Source organism: Rhodanobacter lindaniclasticus, assembly GCF_004799035.1.
Classification (GTDB): Bacteria; Pseudomonadota; Gammaproteobacteria; order Xanthomonadales; family Rhodanobacteraceae; genus Rhodanobacter; species Rhodanobacter lindaniclasticus.
On the sequence record NZ_MWIO01000002.1, the window covers coordinates 21,554 to 43,505 of the forward strand.

Below are 21,952 nucleotides of genomic sequence, written 5' to 3' on the forward strand. Positions count from 1 at the left end.
TCCTCAAGGTGATGTCGCGCCGGCCGCCGCCGGTGCGACGCCGTGCGCGCGCAGCACGGCGGAGATGTCGAAGCGCCAGAGGTTGCGCGAGCCGTTCAACGGCGACTGCAGGCGTCGTTGCAGGGTGGCGGCGTCGTCGCGCGGTTTGGGAAAGCTCACCTCGTCGCGGCGGTTGCTCGACACGAACAGCTCGCCGAACGCCGGCCCCAGCGAGGGCGCGTTCTCCAGTGCGCGGCTGTTGACCTCGCCGCCCAGGTGCTCGGGCCTGCCCCAGCTGCCGTCGGGCCGGCGGAACACGATGTAGATGTCGGCGCGGCCCAGCGCATCGCCCTCGTCGCCGGCGTAGAGCAGGAAGCGCCCGGCGGGATCGATGGCCGGATCCATGCGGTTGTGCGCCAGCTCGCCCAACGGCAGACGTTCGGGCGCGGCGTGGCCGTGATCGCGTGCCACGTAGATCTGGTACGCCTTGCCCGAATCCGCGCGATGCGCGGAAAAGTAGATGTCGCCGTTGGCCGCCACCGACGGGTTGTAGATCATCGCGCCATCGTTGAGCGCCCCGTCGACGTGCACCGGTGCGCCCCATCCGCCGTGCGCCTGCCGCTCGACGTACCAGAGGTTGGTGCCGGCAAAGGAGCGCCCGTTCATCGTCGCGCTCACCGCCGCGGCGCCCGGTCGCGGCGGCCGGTTGGAGACGAAGTACAGGCGCCGGCCATCGGGCGACAGTGTCGGCTCGGAGTCGTGCCACTGACCGGAGAACGCGGCCACGCGTGGCCGCGACCAGCGACCGTCCGCGCGATGCGAGACCATGATGGTGTCGTCGGCCTCGGCGACATCCGAGCGCATGAAGTACAGCGTGTTCCCGTCCCGCGTCAGCGCGACCGAGGTTTCCTGCACGCCGGTGGAGATGGTGCCGGGCCCGAGCAGTTCGCCGCTGCCCGCCGCGCGGGCGGCAGGCAGTGCGACGAGCGCGGCCGCGAGGCAGGCGGCCAGGGTGAGTTTGCCTGCGGACATGGTGGTTCCTGCGATGAATGGACTTAGCGGTCGCGATGCGCGTCGAGCCACGGCGCCAGCGACAGCTTCCAGATGTGGTTGTTGCCGTTGTCCCATGCACGCATGCGCGCCAGGTCCGCCCGCGCCTGCGCGCTCGTGCGCGGGTAGCTCACCTTCGCGGTGTAGTTGCTAGTGAAGTACAGCGTGCGGCCGTCCGGCCCCAGGTGCGAACCCCAGGGCTCGTAGCGGTTCACCGCGTCGCCGAGGTCGATCGGCTTGCTCCAGCCGTCGCCGTCGCGGAAGGCGAGGTACAGCCGGTCGGGCTGGTCCTTGCCGGCGTAGTTGGCGTCGAACACGATGAACGACTGGTCCGGCGCGATCGCCGGGTCGAGTTCGTGCCCCGCCGGATCGCCCAGCGCGAGGCGTTGCGGCGGCTGGTAGCGGCCGTCATGCCAGGCGGCGCGGTAGAGGTGGAACTCGTGCGTGGCGTCGTCGCGGCGCTGGTAGTACACGTCGCCGTTGGCCGCCACGCTGGGCGCATAGACGCTGGTGCCCACGTTCACCGCATCGGGCAGCCGCACCGGCTCGCCCCAGCCGTCGCCATGGCGATCGACGCGCCACAACTGGCCGCCGTGCAGCGCCGGACCACCGGCGGTGGCGGCGCGGTTGCTCGTGTACACCAGGAACGACCCGTCCGGCGCCATCGCCGGATCATGGTCCTGCCACTGCCCGGAGAACGACGCGATCCGCGGCGCCGACCAGCCGTCGCCGACGCGATGCGCTTCCATGATGAAACCGTTCCAGTGCGCCTGCTGATCGAAGTAGACGGTGTTGCCGTCCGGCGCGAAGGTCAGGCAATCCACCCCGGCCGGCCCGGAGATCGCGCCCGGTGCGAAGACTTCCGGCGTGGGGGATGCGTCCGCCGCGTGGAGGCGGACGCACAGGCCCAGCGCGGCAAGGGTGCAGGCGAACACGGTGAGTGGGCGACGGCTCATGCAGGTTCCTCGGCAAGGCGGTGCGCCCAGCCTGCCGTCTCGCCGCCGCGCCGTGCGACCGTTTTGTGACAAGCGGAAATCCGCGGTGACCAGTGGTTGCCCACACGGGACGATCGGCGCGACCGGGCCGCGCCAGCCGGGGCCATGTCGGGTTTGTCGCCTGGCTAGAAGCGATACGACCAGCCCAGCTCCAGCACCGGATAGACCGTCCGGTCCCGTACATGGCGAGGCCCCTCGTCCACGCCGGTCGCGGCCGCCGCGACGCCGGCTTGCGCGTAAAAGCCGGTGTCCGTCGCGCGGTAGCCGATACCCAGGTAGGCAGCCAGCTGGCGGCGCGACGGCATGCGCGCCTGATCCCACGCCTCGTCGAACGTCGCCGCGCCGCGCGTGTGCGGGCGGGCCATGGCGGCCACGCGGATATCGTCGATCACCGCCCCGACCGACAGCAGCAAGCCGTCATGCCGCTGATGCCAGTCGAACTTGGCGATGGCCGCATCGAACACGCCGGCAGTCGCCGCTCGCGCGCCGTCCTGACCGGCCGCGCGCATCGTGCCCGACCCCTCCGCCGCACGTGCCGTGCCGCACGGCAACGCAAGCGCGGCGAGTGTCAGTGCGACCAGGGCGATCTTGTTCATGGCGGCCCCCAACGAGCAGACGCGGCCGCCCCCGCGGCCGCCGTCCGAACCCTTATCGCGCGATTCGCGCCGCCGTGCAGCCCGCGATGCCCGAACTGCTAGCGCCGTCAAGCCGCGAATGCGAACGGTTTGGCAAACGGCCGGCGGATTCAGGCAAGCGCGCCGCTTTGCGAAACGGAAACCTGCCGTAACCGGCAGTCGCCAACGCGAGGCGATCGTTTCCCTCGTCGGCAAATCGGCCCACCGGAGGCCCACTCAACCATTAGGAGCGTGCTTGCGCGCGATGAAAGAGCATCGCGCGCAAGCGCGCTCCTACAAGTGCGGGCGATCGACTGCTTTTCGCTCTGAATGCAACAGGAGCAAGAGCATCGCGCACAGGGTGCGCTCCTACCTGGCTGGATGCCTGTCTGGCGAGGCCGCGTCGATTAATGCGCGGCCCTCCGCAAATCCGCCCGCGGCTCAGCGCAACCCCAACACCGCCCGCGCCCCCGCCCGAAACCGCCGACTCAGATCCAGCCGCGTGCCGTCATGCAGCACCACTTCCGCACCCCCCTTGAACATCGGATGCACCTCGCGCACCCGCGCCAGGTTGACCACGGTGCCGCGGTGGATGCGCAGGAACTGCGCGGGATCGAGTTGGGCCAGCAGGTGGCGCAAGGTGTCGCGGTGCAGGTAGCGCACCGGACCGACGTGGATGTGCAGGTAGTTGCCGTCGGCGCGGATCCAGTCGATGTCGTCGACGGCGAGCACGCGGATGTGTTCGCCGTGGCGCACGCTGAGGCGTTGGGCGTAGCCGCCGGCGGCCGCACTTTCGAGCGCCGGGCCGGCGGTGGCGTGCAGGCCTTGCCAGTGCTGGTTCACCCGCGCCATCGCCTGGTCGAAACGGGATTGCTCGATCGGCTTGAGCACGTAATCCAGCGCCATCGCGTCGAATGCGCGCAGCGCGTGTTCGGCGAAGGCGGTGGCGAAGACCACCAGCGGCAGGCGGTCGGGGGCCAGTTCGTCGAGCAGTTCGAAGCCGTCCATGCCCGGCATCTGGATGTCGAGGAACAGCAGGTCGGGGCGCAGCACGCGCACGGCCTGCATCGCCTCGGCGGCGTTGCCGCATTCGCCGACGATGTCCACCTCGTCGTGCGTGGCCAGTGCCTGGCGCAGGGCGAGGCGGGCCAGCACCTCGTCGTCGATCAGCACGGTGCGCAGGCGCGGCACGCTCATGCGGCGTGCTCGATGTAGGGCAGGCGGACTTCGGCGCGGGTGCCGCCGCCGGGGATGGCGCTGAGCACGAGTTGCGCCGCGTCGCCGAACAGCATGTGCAGGCGCGAGCGCGTGTTGCCCAGGCCGATGCCTTCGGCGGTGCCGGCCGGCGGCAGGCCGAGGCCGTCGTCGTCGACGCGCAATTGCAGCTGGTCGCCGTCGCGCTGGGTGGAAATGCGCAGGGTGCCGGCGCCGGGCTTGTCCTGCAGGCCGTGGCGCAGCGCGTTTTCCACCAGCGGCTGCAGGATCAGGTTCGGCACTGCGGCGGCCAGCGTGTCGTCGGCCACGTCGAGCTCGGTGCTCAGTCGATCCTGGAAGCGCACCTGCTGGATGCCCAGGTAGCAGGCGAGGAATTCCAGCTCGCGCGACAGCGGCACCTGCGGCGCGTGGCGCTCCTCCAGGGTGAGCCGCAGGAAGTCGCTGAGCCGCGCGATCATCAGCCGCGCCTGCAGCGGGTCGGCCAGCGCCAGCGCAGAGATCGCGTTGAGCGTGTTGAACAGGAAGTGCGGCTGCAATTGCATGCGCAGCGCCTGCAGTTGCGCCTGCGCCAATTGCGTCTCCAGTTGCGTGCGGCGCAGCCGCTCGTCGCGCAGGTGGCGGCGCGATTCCATTCCGCGCAGCACCACCAGGATCACCCAGCAGGTGAGCACGGCCAGGTGGAAGCTGTAGGCGAACTCCATGCGGATGTATGCGCCCAGCGTGTGCACCTCCATCCGCCCCGGGCCGCTCACGTTCCAGAACAGCACCAGGTGGGCGAGCAGTTGCAGCAGTGCCACGCCCAGGCTGGCCGGCACCTGCACGGCGAGGAAGCGGCGCCAGCCGTGCCCGGCGGTGTGCCGGCCCAGCCAGCCGACCAGCGGCACCAGCGCCATCCACAACCAGAAGTTGGAAAGGTTCCAGCTCAGCGCGCGCAGCCAGTTCGGCGGATAGCCCTCGCTGATCGAGGACAGTCCGCTGCTCAGCGCATAGGAGAGCGCCAGCAGCGTCCAGAAGGCGAACGCCAGGCCCCACTTCCGCAGGCGATTCGGTTCGACAGGTTCAGACACGGTAGGTTTGCCGAGCACGCTTGCCGCTCTCAACTTGGGCCTGGCCGAGTGTGCCTTCAGCGGCGTCGGGCCGAACGTGCCGGAAGGCGCATTCCTGCCGGCAATTTGCACTCATTCGGACCACTTCGGGTGTCGCGCCAGCCACGGCCCAAGCGCAAATGACTGGATGTGATTGTCCGCCCCGCTGAAGTAGAGCGTCGAGAGATCCGGGTCGAGCCGGGATTCGGTGCCGGCCACGCCCAGGGCAACCGGCTTGCTCCAGCCGCCGGGCCTGGCGAAGGCGATGAAGATGTCGCTCGCGGTCGACGACGACGGTGGACGATCCGAAGTGAACACGACGAACGACTGGTCTGGCGCCACTGCGGGATCGTAGTCGTCCGTGACGCCGTCGCTGAACGACAACGGCGTCGCCGGCTGCAGCTGTCCATCGGCAAGATGGCTGACGTAGAGCCGGAAATGGCTGGTCTTCGGATCAGCCTGCATGAAGTAGACGCTGCCATCGGCCGCCAGCGCCGGCGCATAGACCGAGCTGCTGCGGTTGACGGTTTCGGGCAGGCGCACCGGCGTGCTCCAGCCGCCGGCACGGCGGTCCGTCCGCCACAGGTTGCCGCCACGGCGTGGCTGCGGCTTGCCGTCGTAGTAGCCGTCGAGCGCTGCACCGCCGGCGATTGCCGGCCGGTTCGAGGCGAACACCAGGTAGGAGCCGTCCGGCGCCATCGCCGGCTCCATGTCCATCCACGCGCCGGCGAACGGCGCCGGCCGGGGCGGGGACCACGTGTCGCCATCCCGATCGGCGAGCAGGATGCGGCGCGACTCGCCGTGGCCGCGGGCGAAGAACACGGTGTCGCCATCGGGCGCGAAGGCCGGCGAGGCATCGTGCTCCGCCTGCCAGGGCAGCTGCGCAGTCGCCGTGGCGCCGGCGGTTTGCGCCGCATCCAGCCATGGCGCCAGCGAGACCTGCCAGATGTGGTCGTTGCCGTTGTTCCACGCGGCGCCACGGTCCGGGTCGGTCGGCGGCAGGCGGCGATCGCTGTAGAAATACAGCGTGCGATGGTCGGGCCCAAGCTGGGCGCCCATGCTGTGCTTGCCGCCGTTGACGGTGTCGCCGAGATCCTGCAATGCGCTCCAACCCTCGCGCGTGTGGAAGGCGATGGCGAGGCGATACGGCTGCTGCGCCGTGCGCTTCGTCGCCACCACGATGAACGAGCGATCGGGGGCGATCGCCGGATCGCGGATCAGAGCATCCGCCGTGCCGAGCTTCACCACGTACGGCGCCTGGTAGTGGCCATCGCGCCAGATCGAGCGCAGCAGATGCAGGCCCTCATCCGCGCCGACGCAGCCGATGAAGTAGATGCTGCTGTCGGCGGCGACGCTGGGCGCGAAGCTCATCGAACAGGTGTTGACGACATCGGGCAGGCGCACCGGCTTGCCCCAGCCGTTGCCGCGGCGATCGACCCGCCACAGGTTCATGCCCTGGCCGGCGCGGCGCTGGCCCGCATGCACCGCATCGAGCGGCGCCGTGCCCGAGACCGGGCGGTTGGAAACAAACAGCAGGTAGGAGCCGTCCGGCGCCATCGCCGGGTCGAGGTCGCGCCAGCGCCCGGAGAACGGCGCGACGCGCGGCGTCGACCAGCGCCCGTCGACACGATGCGATTCCATCAAGGTGAAGCTGTCGGTGCCGCGCATGAAGTACACCGTGTTGCCGTCCGTGGTGAATGCGGCGGCGCCATCGTCGGCGGCGCCGGCAATGCCATCTGGCGCGAACACGGTGACGTCGCCACCTTTGCCTGCCTGGCCCCCCTGGGCCACGCCTGCACAAGCCAGCAGCACAGCCAGCCATGCGGTCGAAAGTTTCATGCGTCGGCTCTCCGGTCGGGTGGTGAGTGGTCGAGGCTGGTCGCATGCCGCGCAGCCCGCCACAACGGGGTGACCTGCGGCGCCATGGTGAGGATCCGCGGCGCTTCGGCGGGGACGAGCGGTCGGCTGGCCGGGTTGTTCATCGTCCGCCTTGCACCGCCGCGGACCGATCCGGAAACCTCACCACCGCGTTGCTGTCCGGCCATTCGTCGCGGCGGGTGGCGCCGTCGCCGATGGCACGCCACGGCTTCCCCAGCCGGGCGATGTCGTCGTAACCGCCCAGCCGGACGAACGCGCGGATTTCGAACGGCAGGCCTTCGCCACCTAGCGGAGAGCTTGCGTCGGCGACGTGAAAGTGCAGGTGCGGGCCGGTGGATTCGCCGGAGAAGCCCAGCGATGCGATGACCTGGCCTGTACGCACGCGCTCGCCCACGGCGACGCGGATGCTGCCCTTGCGCAGGTGCTCGTAGAACGCGTAGCGGCCGTCGGCAAGCTGCAGCACCACGTAGTTGCCGGCATCGTCTTCGGGAACGTGATGCGTGCGCTGCGAGATCCGCGCCGGTTCGTCCATGCCGTCACGCACCGCCGCCACGCGTGCATCCGCCACCGCCAGCACGTCGGCGCCGTGGCCGTACCACGTGCGCGCCAGATCGGTATCGCCGTCGGCGTAGCGACCGTGCGCGTCCAGCTTCACCCAGTCGATCGCGAAGCGGCCGGGCAGGCGGGTCTGGCCGTCGACGCGATAGAACACGCGCCGATGGCCGCGCGGCCAGTCCGCATCGTGGATCGCCAGCCACGGACCGCCGCGCAGTGGTGGTGCGAGCAGCGAGGGCCGGGTCCGTGGCAGCACCTGCGGCGCGCTGGTGACCTGCATGGCGGCGCGCGCGCCGTCCACGCGATAGCCGATGCGGTGACGAATCGTCTCGATGCGGGCGCGCGCCGGCAGCGCGACATCGATGAATACCACCGCCCGCTGGCCCGGTTCGAGCGGCGCCAGGGGCGCGGTCGACGGCGTGGACGCCCCTTCGCCCGACGGCACCGGCGCGGCATCGAGGATGACCGCATGCTGTTCCAGCGTCTTGCCGGAGAGCCGCGCGATTGGCCGCCCGTCGCGTCCGTCGAGCACGACGAATTCCTCCAGCGCCAGGCGACGGCCGGAGCGGTTGGTCAGCTGCACTTCGTAGTCGAGTTGCTGGTGGCCTTCCACGCGCACCGGCGTGGGCGGCACCGCAATCGTCATGTCCAGCTCGGCGCCGTGCGCGCGGGTGATGCTGGCCGCGATCAGCATCAGGCCCAGCCAGCAGGTTCGCATCACGGGAAGAAATGACATGGCGCGGCTCGCGGGGATGGTCCGTGCACGATGGCAGCGGCGCTCGCCGGTGTCGCCGGTGCCGTGACGACCGGTGCCGTGGCGGTGACCAGCGGCACGCGGGCCGGTACGGGCGGAACGCGTGCCTGCCGTCGCCGCCGAAGCTCGTATTGCGGCCGCTCGTCACCCGCGCTCTCGCGTTCGTCACCCATCCGATGCGCGGTGCACGCCGGCCGCGCAGCCTTGCCGGGCGGCATTTCGTCCGCGCAGGAGGAACGCAGCATGCGCAAGCAACGCAGATTCTCCCTCGGCATGGCGTGCGTCGCCGCGCTGGTGCTGGGGATGCAATGGACCGCCGCGGTCACCGTCGCCAACGCCACCGGCGTACACGACGAAAGCGCGCGCACCGAGGCCGCGGTGATCGCGGTCGACCAGCACTGGATGGATGCCGAACTCGACGGCGACAGCGCCTGGCTCGACACCATGCTGCTGCCCGAGTACCGCTCGATCAGCGCCGACGGCGCGGTGCACACGAAAGCCGCAATCCTCGCCCACGCGGCGAAGAACCGGGGCAACGACGCCGAGCGACGCAAGGTCGAGACATGGTTGAAGGCGCACCCGTCAGCCCAGTCGGTGGTGATCCGCGGCGACACCGCGATCCTCACCTTCTATGACCCGAAGCTGGGAGCGCGCAACGGCGTGCGCTCCTCCGACATCTTCGTCTACGAAAACGGCCGCTGGCATGCGCTCTACTCGCAGCACATCAAGGTGGGCGGGTAGTTCGCGCGATCAGTCCGCGGCCACGCGCACCACCAGCTTGCCGAGGTTGCGGCCCTGCAACAGTCCGATGAAGGCGGCTGGCGCGTTTTCCAGGCCCTCGACGCGATCCTCGCGCAGGATGATCCGGCCGGCGTCGAGCCAGGCCTGCATGTCCTCGCGGAACGCCGCGAAGCGGTCGGCGTAGTGGTCGAGGATGACGAAGCCCTGCATGCGGATGCGCTTCTGCAGCACGGCGGCCATCAGCTGCGGGCGGCGATCCGGCCCGGGCGGCGGCGCGTCGTCGTTGTAGTGCGCGACCAGGCCGCACACCGGCACCCGCGCATGATGGTTGAGCGACGGCAGCACGGCGTCGAGCACCGCGCCGCCCACGTTCTCGAAGTACACGTCGATGCCGTCCGGGCAGGCCGCGGCGAGCCGCCCGGCGAGATCCGGCGCGCGGTGGTCGAGGCAGGCATCGAAGCCCAGTTCCTCCACCGCGTGCCGGCACTTGTCGGGGCCGCCGGCGATGCCGACCACCCGCGCGCCCTTGAGCCGTGCGATCTGCCCGACCACGGCACCGACCGCGCCGGTCGCGGCGGCCACCACCACGGTCTCGCCCGGCTGCGGCTGGCCGATGTCGAGCAGGCCGACGTAGGCGGTGAAGCCGGTCATGCCCAGGCCGCCCAGTGCCAGCGAGGGTTGCGCCAGGTCGCCCAGCGTCGTCAGCGTGTCGCCGGCGGCCACGGCGTAGTCCTGCCAGCCGGCGCTGCCCAGCACCAGCTCGCCGGGCTGGAAGCCGGCATGCCGCGAGCTGACCACGCGGCTCACCGTGCCGCCCATCATCGGCTGGCCCAGCTCCAGGCCCGGCGCGTACTCGGTGCCGGCCTCGTCCATCAGGTTGCGCATGTACGGATCGAGCGAGAGATACAGCGTGCGCAGCAACACCTCACCCTCGCCGGGCGAGGGAAGCGGTGCATGGTCCAGGCGGAAATCCTGCGTGGTCGGCAACCCGTGCGGACGGGCGGCGAGCACGATGCGGCGATGGGTCGAGGTGTCTTGCGGCATGCGGAAAGCTCCAGCAGGGGAAGGGACGATCACCAGGCGATCTGCTTGCCATCGCGGAAGAAGCGACCGGTCGGCGCCGGGGCCGGCAGGCTGGCAGCCCACACCACGCCGGCGGCGCCGACACTGACCGGTCGACCGCCGGCACCGCCCAGGTCGGTGGCGACCCAGCCCGGGCACACCGCGTTGACCGTGATGCCGCTGCCTTCCAGCTCGGCCGCCAGCGTGCGCGTGTAGGCGTTGAGCGCGGACTTGGAGGTGCGATAGGCCACGCAGTGCCTGTCGTTCGACGCGCTGGCGGCGCAACCGCTGGACACGTTCACGATGCGGCCGTAGCCGTGCCGGCGCATCAGCGGCAGCATCGCGCTGGTCAGTCGCCAGCTGCCGTACAGGTGGGTCTGCATCGCGCCCAGTGCGCGGGTGAGGTCGCCGTCGCTGGCCAGCGCGTCGTGGTCATAGTAGCCGCCGGCGTTGTTGACCAGCACGTCGAGCCGGCCGTAGGTAACTTCGATCCAGCGCGCCAGCGTGTCGACCTGTTCCTGTCGGGTGACGTCGAGCTGTACCGCGATCACCTCGCCGGGCGCACTGGCCAGCTTGCGCGCCGCGTGCAGGCCCTTGTCCAGATCGCGTGCGCCCAGCAGCACGGTCATGCCGCGTTCGCTGAGCTGGCTCGCCACCTCGAAGCCGAGGCCGCGGTTGGCGCCGCTGACCAGGGCCACGCGATAGACCGGCGTGCTCGCCGGCACGCGGCGGGCGGGCCGGCTCATGGTGCGGCGCCGGTCTGCGCCACCGCGCTGCACTGCTCGTCACCGCAAGCCTGCCAGCCGCCGCCGAGCGACTTGTACAGGGCGACGGCGCGGGTGTTGATCGCCGCCTCGGCCTGGGCCAGATCGTCTTCGGCGGCGAGCTGGGTACGCTCGGCGTCGAGCAGTTCGAGGAAGCCGGTGGCGCCTTCCTGGTAGCGCACGCGGGCCAGGTCGGCGGCGCGCTTGCTCTGCGTGGCCTGCTCGATCAGGTGGTCGACGCGGATGCGTTGCTGGTTGAAGCCGGTGACCGCGTTGTCGATGTCCTCGATCGCCTCCAGCACGCTGCGCTGGTAATTCGCCTGCGCCGCATCGGCGCGCGCCTCGCTGGCGTGCAGGTTCGCGCGCACGCGCTGCACGTTGAGGCCGGCCCAGTGGATGCTCGGCATCAACGACCAGGCGCGCGTCGACGGACTGCCGAAGTCATTGCTGCGCCCGGACAGGAAGCCGAGGAAACCACCCAGCGTGATGTGCGGGAAGAAGTCCGCCTTGGCCACGCCGATCCGTGCGGTGGCGGCGGCGTATTCGCGTTCGGCCATCTGGACGTCCGGGCGGCGCGACAGCACGTCGCCCGCGTCGCCGATCGGCAAGGTGGTGGCGATCGGGGTGAAACTCTTCGGCGACACGTCGATGTCGAGCTCGCCCGGACGCTCGCCCAGCAGCACGGCGAGGCGGTATTCGCTGGCGCTGGCCTGGGTCTGCAATAGCGGCAGTTGCGCCTGCACCGCGCTGAGGCGGGCCTTGGCGCTGGCCACGTCCTGCTCCGAACCGGTGCCGACCTGCTGGCGCACTTCGGTGAGGTGCACGGTCTGGCGCTGGTTGTCGATGTCGCGGCGGGCGATGTCCAGCCGCAGCTGGCTGCCGCGCAGTTCGAAGTAGTTGCGCGCGACCTCGGCCAGCAGGCTGACCTGCACGTCATGCAAGGCGGCCTCGCGCGCGCCGAGATCGGCGCCGGCCGCTTCCACCGAGCGGCGCACGCCGCCGAACAGGTCCAGTTCCCATGACGCATCGAAGCCGGCCTGATAGGTCGTGGTGGTGCTGCGCTGGTCGCTGAAGCCCGGCTGCTGGCCGCGGCTGCGCGTGTAGCTCGCGCCGGTGTCGATGGTCGGAAAGCGGTCGGACTTCGCGCCACTGAGCAGCGCCCGCGCTTCGTGCAACCGCGCCACCGCGATGCGCAGGTCGAGGTTGTTCGCCGCCGCGCGCTGGATCAGGGCGTCCAGGGTCGGATCGTTGAACTGCCTCCACCACGCAGACTGGAACGACGCGTTGCTTTCCTGCACGGCGTCGAGGCCCTGCAGTTGCGGCGCGGCGATCTTCTCGGCGTGATAGTTCGGTCCCACGCTGGCACAGCCGGCCAGTGCCAGGGCCGCGCTGAGCGCGGCGATCTTCAGCATCTTCTTCATCAGTGGTTCTCCAGCGCCGGCTGCGCGTGCGCGGCGGCGCGTTCGGCCGCGCGCGCCTCGCGGCGCTCGACCAGGGCGCGAATGACGACGTAGAACAGCGGGGTGTAGATCAGCCCGAAGATGGTCACGCCGAGCATGCCGGCGAACACCGCCACGCCCATCGCGTGGCGCATCTCGGCGCCGGCGCCGCTGGAGGTGACCAGCGGCACCACGCCCATGATGAACGCGATCGAGGTCATCAGGATCGGGCGCAGCCGCAGCCTGGCGGCTTCCAGCACGGCCTCGTGGCGTGGCACGCCTTCCAGCTGCAGTTCGCGGGCGAACTCCACGATCAGGATCGCGTTCTTGCACGCCAGCCCCACCAGCACGATCAGGCCGATCTGGGTGAAGATGTTGTTGTCGCCGCCGCTGAGCCAGACACCGGCAATCGCGGACAGCAGCACCATCGGCACGATCAGGATCACCGCCAGCGGCAGCGACCAGCTCTCGTACAACGACGACAGCACCAGGAACACCAGCAGCACGCACAACGGGAACACCAGGATCGCGGTATTGCCGGCCAGGATCTGCTGGTAGGTCAGCTCGGTCCACTCGAAGCTGAAGCCGTTGGGCAGGTTGTCCCTGGCCAGTTTCTCCATCGCCGCTTGGGCCTGGCCGGAACTGAAGCCGGGCGCGGGGCCGCCGTTGATCTCGGCGGTGGCGTAGCCGTTGTAATGCTGCACGCGGTCCGGGCCGGCGCCCTGCTGCACGGTGACGAACGAACCCAGCGGCACCATCTGGCCCTGTGCGTTGCGCGTCTTCAGCTGCAGGATGTCCTCGGGCGTGTGGCGGAACGCGGGGTCGGCCGACACGTTCACCTGGTAGGTGCGGCCGAAACGGTTGAAGTCGTTGACGTAGAGCGAGCCCATGTAGGCCTGCATGGTCTGGTACACGTCGCCCAGGTTCACGCCTTCAGCCTTGGCCTTTTCGCGGTTCACGTCGGCGTCCACCTGGGGCACGCTGACCTGGAAGCTGGAGAACAGCCCGGCGAGTGCCGGATCTTTCCGGCTGGCCGCGATCAGGTTCTGCGTCTGCGCGTACAGCTCGTTGAAGCCGCGGTCGCCGCGGTCCTCGATCTGCATGCGGAAGCCGCCGATCGTGCCCAGGCCCATCACCGGCGGCGGCGGGAACACCGCGATGTACGCGTCCTGGATCGAGGCGAACTTCTGGTTCAGCGCGCCGGCGATCGCGCCGGCGGAAAGATCCGCGCTGCGGCGTTCCTCGAACGGCTTCAGCGTGACGAACACGATGCCGGAGTTGGTCGAGTTGGTGAAGCCATTGATCGACAGGCCGGGGAAGGCCACGGCGTGCTCCACGCCCGGCTGCTTCAGCGCGATCGCGCCCATGCGCTGGATCACGTCCTCGGAACGGTCGAGCGAGGCCGCGTCGGGCAGCTGCGCGAATGCCACCAGGTACTGCTTGTCCTGGCCGGGCACGAAGCCGGTCGGCACGTGCGAGAAGCCGAACCAGGTCAGCGCGATCAGGCCGGCATACACCACCAGCGCCAGCTTGCCCTTGCCGACGATGCGCTTGACGCCGCCCACGTAGCGCTCCGAACCGCGATGGAAGACGCGGTTGAACGGACGGAACAGCCAGCCGAACGCGCGGTCGATGCCGCGGGTGAGGCGGTCCTTCGGCGCGTCGTGCGGCTTCAGCAGCACGGCGGCCAGCGCCGGGCTCAGGGTCAGCGAATTGAACGCGGAGATCACCGTGGAGATCGCGATGGTCAACGCGAACTGGCGATAGAACTGGCCGGTGAGGCCGCTGACGAAGGCGGTCGGGATGAACACCGCGCACAGCACCAGCGCGGTGGCCACGATCGGGCCGGTGACCTCGCGCATCGCCTGGCGCGTGGCCTCCTTCGGCGACTGGCCCAGCTCGATGTGCCGCTCGACGTTTTCCACCACCACGATCGCGTCATCGACCACGATGCCGATCGCCAGCACCAGGCCGAACAGCGACAGCGCGTTGAGCGAGAACCCGGCCAGGTACATGATCGCGAACGTGCCGATCAGCGACACCGGCACCGCCACCAGCGGGATGATCGAGGCGCGCCAGGTCTGCAGGAACAGGATCACCACCAGCACCACCAGCAGGATCGCTTCCAGCAGCGTGTGCGCCACCGCCTCGATCGAGCCGCGCACGAACACGGTCGGGTCGTAGACGATGGAGTAATCCACCCCTTGCGGGAAATCCTGCTTCAGCTGCGCCATGGTGGCGCGCACTTCGTCGGAGATCTGGATCGCGTTGGACCCCGGCCGCGCGAAGATCGGCAAGGCCACCGCCGGCTTGTTGTCCAGCAGGCTGCGCAGCGCGTAGTTGTTCGAGCCCAGGTCGACCTTGGCCACGTCACTCAGGTGGGTGACGCCACCGTTGGCGTCGGTGCGCACGATGATGTGGCGGAAGTCGTCCTCGCTGACCAGCCGGCCGCGCGTGTTGATGTTGAGCTGGAACGCGGAGTTGGACGGGCCGGGCGGCGCGTTCAGCGCACCGGCGGCGACCTGCACGTTCTGCTCGCGGATCGCGGCGATCACGTCGCCGGTGGTGAGCGAGCGCTGCGCCAGCTTCTGCGGGTCCAGCCACACGCGCATCGAGTATTCGCCGGCGCCGAAGATCTGCACGTCGCCGACGCCGTCGAGCCGGCCCAGCACGTCCTTCACGTGCAGCCGCGCGTAGTTCGACAGGTACAGCATGTCGTAGCGCTGGTCGGGCGAGGTGAGGTGCACCACCATGGTCAGGTCGGGCGAGCTCTTCTGCGTGGTCACGCCGAGCCGCTGCACTTCCTCGGGCAGCTTCGGCAGGGCTTGCGCCACGCGGTTCTGCACGTCGACCTGGGCGTTGTCGAGATCGGTGCCCAGCGCGAACGTCACGGTCAGGGTGAGCGCGCCATCGCTGGTCGCCTGCGAGGAGGTGTACAGCATGCCTTCGGCGCCGTTGATCTGTTCCTCCAGCGGCGTGGCGACGGTCTGCGCGATCACCTTGGGGTTGGCGCCGGGATAGCTGGCACGCACCACCACGGTGGGCGGCACCACTTCGGGGTACTCGCTGATCGGCAGCTGGAACACCGCGATGGCGCCGGTGATCACGAACAGCAGCGACAGCACGGCGGCCATGATCGGCCGGTCGACGAAGAATTGGGCAATGTTTTTCATGCAAAAGATCCTCGACGAAGCTGGTTGACGGCTTCGGTCTTTCTTTGCTCCTCCCCCTGCGCAGCAGGGGGAGGTTGGGAGGGGGTAACGCTCTTGCCGGTGGCTTCTTGGCTGACTGGAGGGACTTCACCCCTCCCCAACCCTCCCCTGCTGCACGTCCCGCAAGGGGACTTCCTTCGGTCGCAGGGGAGGGAGCTCAACCTTGCGGGCGACCCGATGCTGCGGTTGTCCTGGTCTGTGCAGTGCGAGAGTCATTGGTCGATGGCGCCTCGCCACGCTCCACCAGCGCCTTGTCCGCCGCATCCAGCCGGTAGCTCATCGCCACCTTCTGCGGATTCACCTCGACGCCGGGGCGCACGCGCTGCAGGCCGTTGACCACCACCAGGTCACTCGGCTGCACGCCGCGGTCGATCACGCGCAGGCCGTGGAACAGCGCACCGGTGTCGACCTTGCGGTATTGCACCTTGTGATCCTTGTCGACCACGTAGACGAACTGGTTGCCGAGGTCGGTGCCGATCGCGCGGTCGTCCACCAGCACGCGCGACTTCGCCTGCCCGCTCTGCAGTTGCACGCGGGCATACAGGCCGGGCGTGTACAGGCCGTCGGCGTTGTCGAATACCGCGCGCAGGCGCATGGTGCCGGAGCCGGTGTGCAACTGGTTGTCGACGAAGTCCAGGCGGCCTTCATGCGGGTAACCGGCTTCGTCGGCCAGGCCCATCGCCGCCTCGATCCGCGCGCTGCGGCCGGCCCGCTTCGCGCCGGCACGCAGGTGGTCGAGCTTGAGCCAGGTCTGCTCGTCCACGTCGAAGTAGACGTAGACCGGGTTCACCGATACCACGCTGGTCAGCACGTCGCTGCTGGTGACCAGGTTGCCGGCGGTGACGCGGGCGTTGCTGACGCGGCCGTCGATCGGCGCGCGCACCGTGGTGAAGTCCAGCTTCAGCCGCGCGGCGGCCAGCGCCGCGGTGGCGGCGCCGAGCTGGGCCCGGGCACTCTGCGCGGTGGTCTCCAGGCGATCGGCTTCCTGCTGCGCGATCGCGTGCTGGGCCAGCAGCATCTCGCCGCGGCGCTGGTTGGTCTGGGCCAGGTTCAGCTCGGCCTTCGCCTGCGCCTGGTTGGCGACCAGCCGGTCGACCTCGGCCCGGTACGGACGGGCGTCGAGCTGAAACAGCACGTCGCCCTTGTGCACCAGCGCGCCTTCGCGAAAATGCACCGACTCGACGAAACCGTCGACGCGCGGCTGCACCTGCACGGTGTTGACCGCTTCCAGCCGGCCGGTGAACTGGGCGCTGTCGCTGACCTGGCGGGTCAGCGCCTGCGCCACCGTCACTTCCGGCGGCGCGCCGGCGGCGGGTCCCTGGGCACGGCTGTCATCGCCGTGCAGCAGCAGCCAGCTGCCCAGCGCACCGGCGGCGACCAGGGGTATCAGCATCCATTGTTTCTTCATGACGCACTCCCGATATCTCGTGGGCCGGGCGGGGGAAGCCTGGCGAGGGCCGAGAGAATAGGTGTACTCTCCGGTATAGAAAACCCGGTTCTTGCGCATTACACTCGTGCGCCACAGTCACGAATCGACGAGGAACTGAAGCAATGGAAGACTTTTCCGCCATATCAACCTTCGTCCGCGTGGTCGAGGCCAAGAGTTTCGCCGCCGCTGCCGGCCAGTTGGGCATGACCCCGTCCGGGGTCAGTCGGGCCGTGACCCGGCTGGAGACCCAGCTCGGTGCGCGGCTCCTGTTCCGCTCCACGCGGTCACTGCGTTTGACCGACGATGGGGCCGCATTCCACGCCCGTTGCAAGGAGATCCTCGCCGATCTGGCCGAGGCCACCGAGGCGCTCAACTACGCCAACAGCAAGCCCACCGGCAAGTTGCGGGTGGGCATTTCGCTGTCGGTGGGGCGCGCCGCGGTGATCCCGCGGCTGACCGAATTCGAGCAGCGCTACCCGGACATCCGGCTGGAGCTGTCGATGAGCGATTCGCCGAAGGACCTCAACGGCGAGGGCCTGGATTGCGCGATCCTGGTGGGCCAGCTGGAGGATTCCAGCCTGATCGCACGCAAGATCGGCTACCTGCGCAACGTCGTGTGCGCCTCGCCCGAGTACCTGCGCAAGTACGGCGCACCGCGCAGCATCGAAGACCTGAAGGATCACCGCTGCATCAACTACGTGTACCCGAATGGCCGGCCGCGGCAGTGGCAGTTCGACACGCCCGGCGGTCCGCTGGAGGTCGACATCGACGCGCACATGCTGATCAACGACGGCGAATCGGTGCTGCAGGCGGTGGCCGCCGGGCTGGGCATCACCCAGGTGCCGCGCATGCTGGCCGCGTGCATGCTGGACAAGGGCATGCTCGAACTGGTGATGACCGACACTGCCTCCACCGGCAAGCCGGTGTGGATCGTCTACCCGCAGAAGAAGCACCTGTCCGCCCGCGTGCAGGCCTTCATCGAGTGGGTGCGCGAGCTGTTCGACCGCACCAACCAGTGCACGGTGGACACGCCCCGCGCGTCCAGGGCCCCGATGGCACAGCACGCCGAGGAACTCGCGGCCTGAGCCGGCTCAGCCGCGCGGACGGAACAGCGTGACGCGGTCGGCCCGTGGCGGCGTGTCGGCCGCCAGCCAGGGCTGCGTGGCCAGCGCTCCCACGCAGGGGCCGTGGGCGGCAATGCGCAGCGCGCGTCGCTCCGCCTCGCGGCGCAGGGCGCCCAGCACCGTGTCGAGCACCGCGCCGCGGAACGGGGTGTACAGGTAGAACAGCGTGCCTTCGGCGAAATCCGCGGCGCGCGCATCCATGCACAGGAAGCGCGCCCGCGACAGCCGCAACGCGGCGGCCCCGGCTTGCGCGCACGCCACGTAGGAGGGCTCGCGTTCGATGCCGACCGAGGCGGCCCGGCTGCAGATCGCGGCCAGCAGCGGCACGTGGCCCAGGCCGGCACCGAGGTCGACCAGCACGTCGTGTGCACCCAGTCGCGCCTGCGCCAGCAGGTCGAAGATGTGCCGCGCCGGCGTGGGCTGGTAGGCCACCATGTCCGCCGGCAGCGGGGACGCGGCCGCCGATGGCGGGCGCAGTTGCAGCACGCCTTCGACCAGTTCGTCGCGCCAGTCGTAGCCGTCGCCGTCGGCATGGCACGGCTCGTCGAGGCATTGCTGCAGCAGCGCCGGCACGGCGCCGCGCCGGATCGCCTCGCGCGCGTGCGCGAAGCTGGCGGCATTCATGGCCTCGAAATCCTCGCGCAGCGCGGCGATGCGCAGCGCGGACGCACCCGGCCCGGGCGCGCCGCCAAGTTGCAGCAGCTCGATCCGGTCCAGCGCATCGAGTCGCTCGCGCAAGGCGTCGGCTTTGCGCAGCGCCGCGTCGTGCTCCAGCGCATCGAGCAGGGTGTGCAGCGACGGGGCATGCATCGGCAGAACGATCAGCCGCCGGCCGGCACCAGCAGCAACAGCGCCACGCCGAACGCGATGCGGTAGATCGCGAACGGCGTGAACGCGTGCGCGCGGATGTAGCCGAGCAGCCACTTCACCGCCACGAACGCCATGATCGCCGAGACCACGAAGCCGACCGCCAGCGCGGTCCAGTCCTCATGCGCCGCGCCGCCGCCCTTGACCACCTTCAGCAGCTCGTAACCGGTCGCCGCATACATGGTGGGAATGCCGACCAGGAAGGCGAACTCGGTGGCCGCGGCGCGGTTGCTGGTGCCGAACAGCATCGCCGCGAAGATGGTCGCGGCCGAACGCGACGTGCCGGGGAAGATGCCGGCGATCATCTGCGCGATGCCGACCAGGATCGCCACCCGCCAGGTGACTTCGCTGCGTTCGGGCTGGCGCGCGGCCAGTCGTTCGGCGGCGATCATCCACAGGCCGCCGATCACCAGCGCCCACGCCACCGGCGTCACCGTCTCCGGCAGCTTGAAGCCGAGCTTCACCGCGACCAAACCGAGCACGGCGGTGATCAGGAAGGCCACGGTCAGCTTCAGCAGGTAATCGCGGTTGCCCGGCTCGCGCCACTGCGTCAGCAGCAGCCAGATGCGCCGGCGGTAGATCAGCGTCACCGCCAGGATCGCGCCGGCCTGGATGCCGATGTTGAACAGGTCCGAGCGCGCGCCCAGCCCGAATTTCTCGGCGATCAGCAGGTGCCCGGTCGAGGAGATCGGCAGGAATTCGGTGATGCCTTCGATGATGCCGAGCAGGATGACGTGGAACAGATCGATCACGGGGAGGTCCGGTGCGGTAGGCAGCGGCATAGCTTACGGGGTTGGCCCGACGCTGGCACGGCGAGGTGAAAGCACGCCCGTGGTGCGATAGTGGCCGTCCGTCGACCCGCCCGCCTGCCCGGAGGTACGCCATGATCGAGCTCGTCATTCCCCAGCGCCGCCGCGACCTCGGCAGTTTCGAGGTTGGCCGCGTGCTGCCGTTCGCCCAGCGCCGCATGGTCGGGCCGTACATCTTTTTCGACCGCATGGGCCCGAAGCAGCTGGCGCCGGGCCTGCCGCGCGAGGCGGACGTGCGCCCGCACCCGCACATCGGCCTGTCGACCATCACCTATTTGTTCGACGGCGAGATCACGCACCGCGACAGCCTCGGTTCGGAGCAGGCGATCCGCCCGGGCGAGGTCAACTGGATGACCGCCGGCCGCGGCATCACCCACTCCGAACGCTTCGAGCGCCTGCGCCGCGAAGGCGGGCCGCTCGACGGCGTGCAGCTATGGGCGGCGCTGCCCGACGAACGCGAGGAAATGGAACCGGGCTTCTGGCACTACGCCAGCGAGGCGCTGCCGCTGTTCGGCGAGGGTGGCGTCAGCGGGCGGATGATCGCCGGGCGGCTGGCCGGCGTGGCATCGCCGGTAAAGGTGGATTCGCCGCAGTTCTACGTGCACTGGACGTTGCGCGCCGGTTCGCGCGTCTCGCTGCCGGCGGAATACAGCGAGCGCGCGGTCTATGTCGCCAGCGGCGACGTCGAGGTGGAGGGTCAGCGCGTGGAGGTCGGCAGCATGGCCGTGCTGACGCCCGGCAAGTCCGCCACCATCGCCGCGCCGGGCGACGCGGTGGTGATGGCGCTGGGCGGCGAGCCGGTGGGACCGCGCTACATCGACTGGAATTTCGTCTCCTCCTCGCCGGAGCGGCTCGACCAGGCCCGCGCCGACTGGGCCGCCGGGCGGATGAAGCTGCCGGACCTGGACCACGACGAGTTCATCCCGCTGCCGCCGAAGCTGGGAGCGAAGCCGGAGCCGATGTCCTGAGGCGGATCGGCTTGAACCGCTCGCCGGCATGATGCCGCGCACTGGAACAGTGCAAAGCGGTCGCTTCGACGGGTGCGGATGGTGCGAATGCCGGGGCATCCGCCGCGCGGCGGTGATGTCGATGCCGTCGCGGCAACGGTTTCCACTCATGGCATGGGGCTTGCTGAGGGGCAGGTGAGGCCGCGCGGTCGCGCGGCCATGCTGTCGGTGCATGGACGTCTGGACGTCTGGACGGCCATCGCCACGGCGCCACCTGTTCGAGGGCGGGCTCATGAGGCGAAGCGGGATATCTGTGGCCGTGGTCGTGCTGTGCGGTGCCATTACCCTGCCGCTGCGGGCGGGCGAGGCACCGGCCAGTCAGTGGATCGGCAGTGCCGGCGCGGTCAGCGACTACCTGTTCCGCGGCATCTCGCAGACCGACCGCAAGCCTGCCGTGCAGGCCGGCATCGAGTTCGATCATGCCGGCGGCTGGTACGTCGGCGGCTGGGGCAGCAACGTGAGCTGGCTGTCCGATGCATCGACTCCAGCCGCGCCGGTTTCCAGCAGCGTGGAGCTGGACATCTACGGCGGCTGGCGCGGCAGCTTCGGTGGCGACTGGAGCGTCGACCTCGGCGCGTATCGCTACCAGTACCCGGGCCGCTACCCGGCAGGCACCACCTTGCCGAACACCAGCGAGATCTACGCCGCGCTGGGCTGGAAGAGCCTGTCGCTGAAGTACGCGTACGCACTCTCCACCTTGTTCGGCTATGCCGGCAGCGAGCACAGCGGCTACCTGGATCTGTCCTGGAACCAGCCGCTGGCGCCGGGCTGGCAGCTCAACGCGCACGTCGGCCACCAGCAGGTGGCGAAGGTGTCCGGTGCGTCGTACAGCGACTGGAAGCTGGGCGTGACGCGCAGCTTCGCCGGCAACTGGTCGCTGGCGCTGGGCTACTGCGACACCAATGCGCGCCGTGCCGTCTACAGCAATGCGCGCGGCCATTACCTGGGCCGCGCCACGGCCGTGCTGAGCCTGGCCCGCTCGTTCTGACCGATCTTCCACCGGAGCCGTCCCATGAAAATGATCACCAGCGTGATCCGTCCGCACAAGCTCGACGAGGTCCGCGAGGCGCTGGAAGGCGTCGGCGTGTCGGGGATGACCGTGACCGAAGTGCGCGGCTTCGGCCGCCAGAAGGGTCACACCGAGCTGTATCGCGGCGCCGAGTACGTGGTCGACTTCCTGCCCAAGCTCAAGGTCGAGGCGGTGGTGCCCGACGCGCTGCTCGACACGGTGCTGGACGAGCTCCAGCGCGCCGCGCGCACCGGCAACGTCGGCGACGGCAAGGTCTTCGTCACCGACGTCGAGCAGGTAATCCGCATCCGCACCGGCGAGCTCGACGCCGATGCGCTCTGACCCGCCTACCGTGAGGTGCTCC

19 protein-coding genes are annotated in these 21,952 nt (G+C 69.7%); 5 read left to right on the forward strand and 14 right to left on the reverse strand.

What is annotated here, in order from left to right:
* Positions 1 to 3 precede the first annotated feature (3 nt).
* The 7 genes from B1991_RS00275 to B1991_RS00305 form a co-directional block, all read right to left on the reverse strand.
* Positions 4 to 1,011: a TolB-like translocation protein gene (locus B1991_RS00275; protein WP_136256698.1), complete on the reverse strand. Its 1,008-nt coding sequence runs from the start codon at positions 1,009 to 1,011 to the stop codon at positions 4 to 6.
* Positions 1,012 to 1,034: 23 nt separating this feature from the next.
* On the reverse strand, positions 1,035 to 1,985 hold the full coding sequence (locus B1991_RS00280) for a TolB family protein (RefSeq protein ID WP_136256699.1): 951 nt from the start codon (positions 1,983 to 1,985) through the stop codon (positions 1,035 to 1,037).
* A gap of 164 nt (positions 1,986 to 2,149) precedes the next feature.
* On the reverse strand, positions 2,150 to 2,620 hold the full coding sequence (locus B1991_RS00285) for a hypothetical protein (RefSeq protein WP_136256700.1): 471 nt from the start codon (positions 2,618 to 2,620) through the stop codon (positions 2,150 to 2,152).
* A gap of 459 nt (positions 2,621 to 3,079) precedes the next feature.
* Positions 3,080 to 3,835 (reverse strand): LytR/AlgR family response regulator transcription factor, encoded by a 756-nt coding sequence (locus B1991_RS00290; RefSeq protein ID WP_136256701.1) that lies wholly within the window; start codon positions 3,833 to 3,835, stop codon positions 3,080 to 3,082.
* Positions 3,832 to 4,920 (reverse strand): sensor histidine kinase, encoded by a 1,089-nt coding sequence (locus tag B1991_RS00295; RefSeq protein ID WP_136256702.1) that lies wholly within the window; start codon positions 4,918 to 4,920, stop codon positions 3,832 to 3,834. The genes B1991_RS00290 and B1991_RS00295 overlap by 4 nt, the downstream gene beginning before the upstream one ends.
* 111 nt (positions 4,921 to 5,031) lie before the next feature.
* A complete protein-coding gene (locus B1991_RS00300; RefSeq protein ID WP_136256703.1) occupies positions 5,032 to 6,777 on the reverse strand; it encodes a TolB-like translocation protein in 1,746 nt (581 codons plus the stop codon).
* A gap of 139 nt (positions 6,778 to 6,916) precedes the next feature.
* Positions 6,917 to 8,107: a M23 family metallopeptidase gene (locus B1991_RS00305; RefSeq protein ID WP_136256704.1), complete on the reverse strand. Its 1,191-nt coding sequence runs from the start codon at positions 8,105 to 8,107 to the stop codon at positions 6,917 to 6,919.
* A gap of 261 nt (positions 8,108 to 8,368) precedes the next feature.
* Between B1991_RS00305 and B1991_RS00310 the strand changes: the two genes are divergently transcribed.
* The gene (locus tag B1991_RS00310) at positions 8,369 to 8,866 is read left to right on the forward strand and encodes a nuclear transport factor 2 family protein (protein ID WP_246031004.1); all 498 of its coding nucleotides are present in this window, start codon (positions 8,369 to 8,371) and stop codon (positions 8,864 to 8,866) included.
* A gap of 9 nt (positions 8,867 to 8,875) precedes the next feature.
* On the opposite strand, the gene B1991_RS00315 is transcribed toward B1991_RS00310, so the two are convergent.
* The 5 genes from B1991_RS00315 to B1991_RS00335 all read right to left on the reverse strand — a co-directional run bounded on the left by B1991_RS00315 (position 8,876) and on the right by B1991_RS00335 (position 16,751).
* Positions 8,876 to 9,910: an NADP-dependent oxidoreductase gene (locus B1991_RS00315; RefSeq protein WP_136256705.1), complete on the reverse strand. Its 1,035-nt coding sequence runs from the start codon at positions 9,908 to 9,910 to the stop codon at positions 8,876 to 8,878.
* Positions 9,911 to 9,939: 29 nt separating this feature from the next.
* On the reverse strand, positions 9,940 to 10,674 hold the full coding sequence (locus B1991_RS00320; protein WP_136256706.1) for an SDR family NAD(P)-dependent oxidoreductase: 735 nt from the start codon (positions 10,672 to 10,674) through the stop codon (positions 9,940 to 9,942).
* A complete protein-coding gene (locus B1991_RS00325) occupies positions 10,671 to 12,113 on the reverse strand; it encodes an efflux transporter outer membrane subunit (RefSeq protein WP_136256707.1) in 1,443 nt (480 codons plus the stop codon). The genes B1991_RS00320 and B1991_RS00325 overlap by 4 nt, the downstream gene beginning before the upstream one ends.
* On the reverse strand, positions 12,113 to 15,304 hold the full coding sequence (locus B1991_RS00330) for an efflux RND transporter permease subunit (protein WP_136256708.1): 3,192 nt from the start codon (positions 15,302 to 15,304) through the stop codon (positions 12,113 to 12,115). The genes B1991_RS00325 and B1991_RS00330 overlap by 1 nt, the downstream gene beginning before the upstream one ends.
* Positions 15,305 to 15,500: 196 nt before the next feature.
* Entirely contained in the window at positions 15,501 to 16,751 is a 1,251-nt protein-coding gene (locus B1991_RS00335) for an efflux RND transporter periplasmic adaptor subunit (RefSeq protein WP_136256709.1), read from the reverse strand.
* A 143-nt stretch (positions 16,752 to 16,894) separates the two neighbouring features.
* Between B1991_RS00335 and B1991_RS00340 the strand changes: the two genes are divergently transcribed.
* Positions 16,895 to 17,857, forward strand: coding sequence for a LysR family transcriptional regulator (locus tag B1991_RS00340; protein ID WP_136256710.1), 963 nt, complete (start codon positions 16,895 to 16,897; stop codon positions 17,855 to 17,857).
* 6 nt (positions 17,858 to 17,863) lie between these two features.
* Here the strand turns inward: B1991_RS00340 and B1991_RS00345 are convergent, their stop codons facing one another.
* Both B1991_RS00345 and B1991_RS00350 read right to left on the reverse strand, forming a co-directional pair.
* On the reverse strand, positions 17,864 to 18,706 hold the full coding sequence (locus tag B1991_RS00345) for a class I SAM-dependent methyltransferase (protein WP_136256711.1): 843 nt from the start codon (positions 18,704 to 18,706) through the stop codon (positions 17,864 to 17,866).
* Between the two features lie 11 nt (positions 18,707 to 18,717).
* Positions 18,718 to 19,515 (reverse strand): undecaprenyl-diphosphate phosphatase, encoded by a 798-nt coding sequence (locus B1991_RS00350; protein ID WP_136256712.1) that lies wholly within the window; start codon positions 19,513 to 19,515, stop codon positions 18,718 to 18,720.
* A gap of 131 nt (positions 19,516 to 19,646) precedes the next feature.
* Between B1991_RS00350 and B1991_RS00355 the strand changes: the two genes are divergently transcribed.
* From B1991_RS00355 to B1991_RS00365, 3 genes are all read left to right on the forward strand, one after another.
* The gene (locus B1991_RS00355; RefSeq protein WP_136256713.1) at positions 19,647 to 20,540 is read left to right on the forward strand and encodes a pirin family protein; all 894 of its coding nucleotides are present in this window, start codon (positions 19,647 to 19,649) and stop codon (positions 20,538 to 20,540) included.
* A gap of 271 nt (positions 20,541 to 20,811) precedes the next feature.
* Positions 20,812 to 21,567 carry a TorF family putative porin gene (locus B1991_RS00360; protein WP_136256714.1) on the forward strand — a complete coding sequence of 252 codons (756 nt, stop codon included), beginning with the start codon at positions 20,812 to 20,814 and terminating at the stop codon, positions 21,565 to 21,567.
* Between the two features lie 24 nt (positions 21,568 to 21,591).
* Positions 21,592 to 21,930, forward strand: a complete 339-nt coding sequence (locus tag B1991_RS00365; RefSeq protein WP_136256715.1) for a P-II family nitrogen regulator — start codon at positions 21,592 to 21,594, stop codon at positions 21,928 to 21,930.
* Positions 21,931 to 21,952: the final 22 nt, after the last annotated feature.

Coding starts and splice junctions, on each gene's coding strand:
- B1991_RS00365 (WP_136256715.1), top strand. CDS start 21,592: ATGAAAATGATCACCAGCGTGATCCGTCCGCACAAGCTCGACGAGGTC.
- B1991_RS00290 (WP_136256701.1), bottom strand. CDS start 3,835: ATGAGCGTGCCGCGCCTGCGCACCGTGCTGATCGACGACGAGGTGCTG.
- B1991_RS00310 (WP_246031004.1), top strand. CDS start 8,369: ATGCGCAAGCAACGCAGATTCTCCCTCGGCATGGCGTGCGTCGCCGCG.
- B1991_RS00315 (WP_136256705.1), bottom strand. CDS start 9,910: ATGCCGCAAGACACCTCGACCCATCGCCGCATCGTGCTCGCCGCCCGT.
- B1991_RS00300 (WP_136256703.1), bottom strand. CDS start 6,777: ATGAAACTTTCGACCGCATGGCTGGCTGTGCTGCTGGCTTGTGCAGGC.
- B1991_RS00305 (WP_136256704.1), bottom strand. CDS start 8,107: ATGTCATTTCTTCCCGTGATGCGAACCTGCTGGCTGGGCCTGATGCTG.
- B1991_RS00355 (WP_136256713.1), top strand. CDS start 19,647: ATGATCGAGCTCGTCATTCCCCAGCGCCGCCGCGACCTCGGCAGTTTC.
- B1991_RS00330 (WP_136256708.1), bottom strand. CDS start 15,304: ATGAAAAACATTGCCCAATTCTTCGTCGACCGGCCGATCATGGCCGCC.
- B1991_RS00280 (WP_136256699.1), bottom strand. CDS start 1,985: ATGAGCCGTCGCCCACTCACCGTGTTCGCCTGCACCCTTGCCGCGCTG.
- B1991_RS00340 (WP_136256710.1), top strand. CDS start 16,895: ATGGAAGACTTTTCCGCCATATCAACCTTCGTCCGCGTGGTCGAGGCC.
- B1991_RS00335 (WP_136256709.1), bottom strand. CDS start 16,751: ATGAAGAAACAATGGATGCTGATACCCCTGGTCGCCGCCGGTGCGCTG.
- B1991_RS00285 (WP_136256700.1), bottom strand. CDS start 2,620: ATGAACAAGATCGCCCTGGTCGCACTGACACTCGCCGCGCTTGCGTTG.
- B1991_RS00345 (WP_136256711.1), bottom strand. CDS start 18,706: ATGCATGCCCCGTCGCTGCACACCCTGCTCGATGCGCTGGAGCACGAC.
- B1991_RS00320 (WP_136256706.1), bottom strand. CDS start 10,674: ATGAGCCGGCCCGCCCGCCGCGTGCCGGCGAGCACGCCGGTCTATCGC.
- B1991_RS00275 (WP_136256698.1), bottom strand. CDS start 1,011: ATGTCCGCAGGCAAACTCACCCTGGCCGCCTGCCTCGCGGCCGCGCTC.
- B1991_RS00360 (WP_136256714.1), top strand. CDS start 20,812: ATGAGGCGAAGCGGGATATCTGTGGCCGTGGTCGTGCTGTGCGGTGCC.
- B1991_RS00325 (WP_136256707.1), bottom strand. CDS start 12,113: ATGAAGAAGATGCTGAAGATCGCCGCGCTCAGCGCGGCCCTGGCACTG.